Here is a 7,470-nt window from a genome sequence, read left to right on the forward strand (position 1 = left end):
AAACTTCATAATTTTGTCGAGAAATATTATTGTAACTTATAAAGTGGACGAGTTAAGTCAATTCAGATTTATACCTTGAGCAAGACGGCTTCTTGTTCATTTTCCACCCCCAGCTTTTGATAACTTTTTCAGCAAACCCGAGTTAGCGATCGCGGGATTTCGTTTCGGATTGTAAGTTCGGCTTCGATCGCTGTACAGCGATCGTCAGCGTACCCGCGAACGGTTAATGCTGTATTTGAAAGTTCTGAAATTGGTAGAATCCGCGATCGAACATTTTAGGTTACTCGAACAAACTCAACCTAAAACTTTCACTCAAATCCGCTGAATTTCTGGGTTTAAAAACACGCGATCGATTCTAAATTTTACTGAATTGCCATGTGTTAATACAGTATGGCAGTCCCAAATGAGTCGTCAAAAATTAAAACACCCGAAAAAATCTGATTCCCCGTTCCCCGTTCCCCGTTCCCCGTTCCCAATTCCCTTTTTGTCTCAATTTTGTTACACAACTGATTTAGGGTTGCTCTATCGATATGGCAAACGATTTTCCCGTTTCCATGCCCCTCGTTACAGCATTTTTACCTATTTGTGACAAAACTTATCGCACTCGAGACTTTTAATTGTTCAGAGAGACGGGATGCCTTAGAATAATTTGACCCCAAGCTCGACGCAGACCCCCTTTACCCCAAACCCAACCCACGATCGAGGAACGGTTCATGTCAGAAGCCAATCAACACCATTTTGAAACTTTACAAATTCACGCCGGACAAAGTCCTGCCCCCGGTACGAACGCGCGGGCTGTCCCCATTTACCAAACGACCTCCTACACCTTCAACGACGCCGACCACGGAGCGAACCTGTTCGCACTCAAAGAATTCGGGAATATCTACACCCGAATCATGAACCCGACCACCGACGTATTCGAGCAGCGTATTGCTGCCCTCGAGGGTGGCGTGATGGCACTGGCCACCGCCAGCGGTCAAGCCGCACAATTTATTGCCATCAATAACATTTGTCAAGCAGGGGACAACATCGTTTCGACCAGTACCCTTTACGGTGGCACCTACAACCAATTTAAAGTTGCCTTTCCCCGCATGGGAATCGACGTGAAATTTGTCAGTGGCGACGATCCCGAAGAATTTCGCAATGCGATCGACGACAACACCAAAGCGCTTTACGTCGAAAGTCTCAGCAACCCGAAATTCAACATTCCCGACGTTCACACCTTGGCGCACATCGCCCACGAAAACGGCATTCCATTGATCGTTGATAACACCTTTGGCTGTGCGGGATACCTGTGTCGTCCTATCGAAGAGGGCGCCGACATTGTCGTACAATCGGCGACGAAATGGATCGGCGGTCACGGAACCTCGATCGGGGGAGTTATTGTCGATTCGGGTAAATTCGACTGGGGAAACGGTAAATTCCCCGTATTTACCGAACCCTCTCCGGGCTATCACGGGCTGAACTTTTACGAAACGTTCGGTCCGAACGGTCCGTTTGGCAACATTGCTTTTATCATCCGAGCGCGAGTCGAAGGACTGCGAGATTTAGGTCCGTGCTTGAGTCCGTTCAATGCTTTCTTGCTGCTGCAAGGTCTCGAAACCTTGTCTTTGCGGGTCGATCGCCACACGCAAAACGCGTTAGCCTTAGCCAAGTGGCTCGATAGCCATTCCCAAGTTGAGTGGGTCAGCTATCCCGGTTTGAGCGATCACGCTTACCACGAACGGGCGAAGAAATATCTCAAACACGGGTTCGGTTGCGTGTTGAGTTTCGGTATCAAAGGCGGTATGGAAGCTGGGCGCACGTTTATCAACAGCGTCAAACTCGCGTCTCATTTGGCGAACGTCGGCGATGCGAAAACGCTGGTCATTCATCCGACTTCGACGACTCATCAACAAATGTCAGAAGAGGAACAGAACGCAGCCGGGATTACCCCTGAAATGGTACGCGTTTCCGTCGGCTTAGAGCATATTGACGACATCAAAGCTGACTTCGAGCAAGCGTTCGCTCAGGTTAAATAAACTCCATCCAAAGGGCGATCGCGTTTGTCGTGTCCGTTCCCTCTCGTTTTTCCCATCTCGACCGGCGATCGCGGCGAGTCGGGGGAGATGAGGGGGGTTCTACCGTTTCCGACCATGTATAGCGCTTGCCAATTGGGTTAGGACAGTCAGATCTAGTTGTGTGTGAGTTTTCAGTCTTGAAAAAATGTCCTGGTTTATTTGGCGGCTGCTATAGGTAAATCGATGGGAGGTCTCGAGTCTCACGAAGCGACCTTTTTGATTTGAGTGAGGCTATGAGGCTCGAGTAGAGGCCACCATAGTTTAGCTTTCGCCTGTCTCCTGCAAACCGCCAAACGCGACGAGTCAAGAGATGGCGATCGCAGAGTTTCCACGGTGGCGGCGATCGACTGGCGGGACAAAAGATCCTCTTTCTCCCCGTGCAGTTTGCTCTTTCCCCAGAATCGATCTCGCGGACGCGAACACTCTCACCGGGTTAGGGGTATCGAATGCCCCTATCGTCGCAAGCCGTCGATCGATTAGAATTTTCAGCAATTCCCCATCGCCAATTCTCGATGAAATACTCGCATTTGATATCTCCAGACACGCAATTTCACCAACTGACGGAACCCTTCGAGATCGAGTCAGGGGACGTGATGGTTGGCGTGAAGGTGGCGTATCGGACGTGGGGTCGGCTCAACGCAAACGGCGACAACGCCATTCATATTTGTCACGCTTTAACTGGAAGTGCTGACGCCGACGAATGGTGGGGGCCGTTGTTCGGATTGGGAAGAGCGTTCGATCCCGATCGCGACTTTATCGTATGTAGTAACGTACTCGGGAGCTGTTACGGAACGACCGGTCCGATTTCGATGAATCCCGCCACGGGAAAACCGTACGGACCGAACTTTCCTTCGATTACCGTCCGCGATATGGTGCGCCTGCAAGCGCGGTTGATGAAAGAGTTGGGCGTGCAGAAGTTACGCATGGCGATCGGCGGTTCTCTGGGGGGAATGCAAGTGTTGGAGTGGGGAAAACTCTATCCAGACTTCGTCGAGTCGATCGTGTCGGTGGCCGCTTCGGGAAGACATTCGGCGTGGTGTATCGGTATCAGCGAAGCACAACGACAGGCGATCCGCTCCGATCCGAACTGGCGAGGGGGATGGTACGACGACGACGCACTCCCCAAGCAGGGACTGGCAGCGGCGCGGATGATGGCGATGATCTCTTATCGGGCTTACGAGAGTTTTGAGAAACGGTTCGGCCGTAAGGTGCAGGAAAACGGCGATCGCGCGGTCTGTAGCTATCTAAGATATCAAGGGCAAAAGTTAGTCGATCGCTTTGATGCCAATACGTACCTGGCACTGATCGATGCAATGGACAGCCACGACGTAGCCGAAGGGCGCGGGGATTATTACGACGTGTTGCGATCGATCGATCGACCGGCCTTAGTGGTCACGATCGATTCCGATTTGTTGTATCCACCTGTCGAACAACAAGAACTCGCTCGGTTTATGCCGAACGCCAAACTCGAATGGTTGTACTCTCCTCACGGTCACGACGCATTTTTAATCGATATGGAAGCCCTCAACCGGTCGATCGTCGAGTTTCGTCGGGCGGTCTTTAGCTGAGCGAGGTAGGACGTCTGTAGCGCTGCGAAAAATAGCCCCGACTCAAAAGGAGGAAACGGGATGTGGAGGTAATTCAACATTGAGATTCAGAACATTCGTCGGATCTTTTCGATTTCTTGGGAGGCGTTGGGTTTTAAGGCCGCGATCGCTAGTTGAGACAGAAGGTAAGGGATCGACAACCCGATTCCGAAATAGGTTCGCCAAGCACTTTCCGATAGTAGCGATCGCCGCCTCGGACGGACGTGCCAAAAGCGATTGACCGAACACACTAACGGGTCGTCTAAGGCTGTAACTTCGTGCCACCATCCTGAGGGAATATACAGTAATTCTCCGGGATGTAAAATCACGTCGATGCGATCGTTTAACGCGTCTTTGAGTTTAGGGAAACTCTCGAAATTCGGGCGATCGAGATCGACTTGGCTGAACCACGATCGCAGCTTCAATCCTTGCGTGAGGTGTTTGATGAGGGGAAACGGATACAGGTTCTTCAGTTGAGAGGGGGGAAACAAAGCAAGATGTTTGCGTCCGTGGAGTTGGGCGAGAGTTCCGTCAAACGTATCGTAATGCAAGCTTTCGATATGTCCGCCCGGGCCGATCCAAAGATTTAAGTCACTGGCAGCTTTCTCGAATCCCAGTTTTTGCCCCCACTGGTGCAAGGAGGTCGAACGGTCGAGCGGTGTGGTTTTTAAGGGACATTTTGCCAGATAAATGTCTTGACGGCGGGCTTCTCCGGAGCGCACGAGTTCGGCGTATTGAGAAAACGGCAGGGGTTTGGCATCGATACCACTACCGATGCTGTCCCATTGGTGCTTGTCGAGGGTTTTTCGCTCTGCACCGTAAAACCGACAGAGAAATTCGCGATCGCCGAACTGTTGACTGAGATACTCGAGCGTCCAATCCGGTTCGTTGACGAGTCCTTTTATTATCACAGGAACGCCGTTTTGTCTATAGCTTCTAAAAAAAAGATGAGGAGAGAGAGTTTGATAGTCGAGGCGAGAAATACCGGAGATGCGAAGACTTGAAGTGTCCGAGGCATCACCGCGATCGCGCGACGTCTCTTGCGGAAAGTTCATAAGAATAAAACCAGCCCGAAATGCAAATCAATCAGTCCGATAGTACTCAATCGGATCTTCTCGACCCTGTCAAGTCGCTTGGCGAGAGAGCGGCGATCGACCAATTGACGACCGACAATTTCCGGTAATTTGTATCGCGGTTACGGCATCGGAGGTGGCGCAGATTTCGGTAAGGTGGGAATCGCTTGCTGAGTGGGGTGAGACAGTTGGTTCGATCGCGACTTGTGTAGCGTCGTCTCGACTAACTGATATCCCAGATAAGCAGGTAACGCCAACGCCAGCAGTACCACTACCACACCGAACCAGTTTCCCGCTTCGCCTGTCGGACCGACGTGAGAGCGATAGGGATCGAAGCGCAAGCGATCGAGGGGAAGGGCCTGACCGAAGGCGATCGACCGTTTGAAGCGAATTCGGCGATCGTCGAGTTTTTCGAGGAGTATCCATCCCGCCTCGGCTTCTTCGTCCCGCACCCGCTGTAAAAATGCCGGATTGCCAAACAGATCGCGGCTCGTGCGAACGATTTTATATTCCCATCCCGACGCTCGCCAGTCCACCGGGAAATCCTCAAAACTCTCGAATGGATTCGTGACTTCGCCGTTGTTCGAGGACGGTTCGATTTCCCAGTGTCCTTCTTTCGAGTCGTATTGCACCAAAAACTCGTCCTCCTCTTCCTGCTGCTGTTGAATCGCCACTTCCTTCGATCGCAGCCAGATCGCCGCCATCAAGCTTTCAATTCCCAGACTACCAACCAACAGACTCCAAATAAGCGTTTCTAGCATATTGTTTTCACTCCCCTACTGCCAGGTTCGCTCAGTATCGTTATATTCGGTAGGGGTTGGGGAAAATCCCGACAACCTCATGTCAGGATTGACTCCGTGGGGGTAACAAAGAATAAAGCAGACAGGAAAAGACTTACAGCCCGTTGACTCAAGAGTTCTCGGGATCTTCGGAGTTTGTGATTTAAAATGTATCATTTGATACAAAAAATCAAAATTCGAGAGCCAAAATCTTTGAAATCTCGTGAAGTTAGTTTTTCTATAGCAGAATCATTTAAGTTGTGAACGCCTTCTGTAGTTGGGATCGCCGTGCTACAGTACTTTCAGATTACAGGATTTCACGAATCAGTTGGGCTGGCTATAACACCCTAAACTCCGAAGAGCCATAATCTTTGCATTATTACTGTATAATACCACCAAATTTTTTATTCGTATTTAAACCGATTTAAAATTGGAGAAAATACATCTTTTGCACGTTCTATTTGTTCGTTAGAAAGAGCTTCTTTTCCCCATCCTGCTTTACCTCGGTTAAAAAAACGCACTCCTTTTTTATGAGCAGCTTGAAAACTAGGATGATATAACATTCCTAGTTCTTTCCGCTCTATTGCTTGCTCTTCTAGTTTTTTCATCTCCGAAAAAGAAGAATTTTGAATGGCTCGTTCTATTTCAATACTGTCAACATTTAATCCTAGAAAATTACAAATTTCTTGTAATTTTATTTTGGGCTTTGATAATAAATCTTCATAGCGAATTACATAGCCTTGAAAGCGATCGAGAATTTTAAGCCATGAATCGTAATGCTCTAGTATATTTCCAAATCCAAACTTAAAATATCTTGAGTCTCCCTTGTTTTTCAGGAAATCGTTGATATATACTTCAAGATAGTTGTTGACGGTATCCGGATTTATGTCTGATAAACGATATCCAGTCCTTCGTAAATTGTAATTAAAATTTGACATCATCACATCTATCGGATGGCGTACAATGTATATAAATCCACCAGTATGCTGTACTAAAGGCATTGTTTTGTTGAATTTAAAATGCGTTTTGCAAACCAATATTTTCCATTCAAGCAAGTCTTCCAATTTTAGCTCGGGTTCAGATATAAAAAAATGGATATCAGGAATTAATTTCTCGATATCTAAACTAGTTTCAGGTTTGCTGAAAATTAAATTGGCAAGTAAAAAACGCATCCACGTATTTCCCGATCGCGGATAAGATGCTAGCCAAATTATCTGATTTTTCGGCTTTTCTACCACTAATAAAGCTCCTGAATAAGGTGAACGGTCTTCTCTTCTCATTCTAAAGCAATACGGGTGATTAGGATTGAGACAGACGTAGAAATGCTCTGGGCAGCTACAGATAAGTTGCCTTGAGGAGGGTAGCAGCTTAGTGATACGGAATCCAGGTTTGAAAACTCTGTTTTGCGGACTTCGCTGTAAAGTCTCTTTACGCAAGGACTTACATCGATTTTGAGCGATCGCTTTAAGAGGGGCTATGGTGTGCGGATTCCGTATGAGGTAAGAAATGACACCCCCTATCCTTGAGGATGGCAAACGTCAATCCGACTGACGTTCCGGTAAAATCACCCCGATCGCATGAGGAATCTCGCGCCGAGACTTATCGCTCGATCGCACGAATTCCACCCCGCGAACCATTAACTGCGTCGAACCACCACCATCGAGCATCATCACCGCCGACGCCCCAAACGCCCGTAATACCCGCGACGCCCGCAGTTGAGTCGATCGCGGCGAAGTCAACACCCACAGCGTTTCGTTCGTTCCATTTCCATCGCGATCGCCCACCCCGACAAACGTGCGCCCGACGTTGCGTTTAATTCCCTTATCCGCCCACTCGTTCAATCCCACAATCAAATCGGGAACTGGCGAAAACAGCGGATTTTCAGGAAACCCAACCTCTGGAAACGGGAGAATCTGGGCTTCGTCCCCAGAAATCGCCAATAGAACCTTTTCCCCCGCATATTCTCCCTCAC

At 48.8% G+C, this 7,470-nt stretch carries 6 protein-coding genes; 2 read left to right on the forward strand and 4 right to left on the reverse strand.

What is annotated here, in order from left to right; genetic code table 11:
- Positions 1 to 713: 713 nt before the first annotated feature.
- A complete protein-coding gene (locus POG22_RS05965; protein WP_498904155.1) occupies positions 714 to 2,021 on the forward strand; it encodes an O-acetylhomoserine aminocarboxypropyltransferase/cysteine synthase family protein in 1,308 nt (435 codons plus the stop codon).
- Between the two features lie 551 nt (positions 2,022 to 2,572).
- Positions 2,573 to 3,628 carry a homoserine O-acetyltransferase MetX gene (metX, locus tag POG22_RS05970; protein ID WP_498904160.1) on the forward strand — a complete coding sequence of 352 codons (1,056 nt, stop codon included), beginning with the start codon at positions 2,573 to 2,575 and terminating at the stop codon, positions 3,626 to 3,628.
- A gap of 86 nt (positions 3,629 to 3,714) precedes the next feature.
- Here the strand turns inward: metX and POG22_RS05975 are convergent, their stop codons facing one another.
- The 4 genes from POG22_RS05975 to POG22_RS05990 form a co-directional block, all read right to left on the reverse strand.
- On the reverse strand, positions 3,715 to 4,701 hold the full coding sequence (locus tag POG22_RS05975; protein ID WP_498904156.1) for a cupin-like domain-containing protein: 987 nt from the start codon (positions 4,699 to 4,701) through the stop codon (positions 3,715 to 3,717).
- A gap of 140 nt (positions 4,702 to 4,841) precedes the next feature.
- On the reverse strand, positions 4,842 to 5,480 hold the full coding sequence (locus tag POG22_RS05980; RefSeq protein WP_498904157.1) for a hypothetical protein: 639 nt from the start codon (positions 5,478 to 5,480) through the stop codon (positions 4,842 to 4,844).
- Positions 5,481 to 5,902: 422 nt separating this feature from the next.
- Positions 5,903 to 6,778, reverse strand: a complete 876-nt coding sequence (locus tag POG22_RS05985) for a sulfotransferase domain-containing protein (protein ID WP_498904158.1) — start codon at positions 6,776 to 6,778, stop codon at positions 5,903 to 5,905.
- A 258-nt stretch (positions 6,779 to 7,036) separates the two neighbouring features.
- On the reverse strand, positions 7,037 to 7,470 hold a 434-nt coding region (locus tag POG22_RS05990), incomplete at its 5' end, for a phosphodiester glycosidase family protein (RefSeq protein WP_498904159.1).

This window comes from Geitlerinema sp. CS-897, assembly GCF_028368005.1.
Lineage (GTDB): Bacteria > Cyanobacteriota > Cyanobacteriia > Cyanobacteriales > Geitlerinemataceae > Baaleninema > Baaleninema simplex.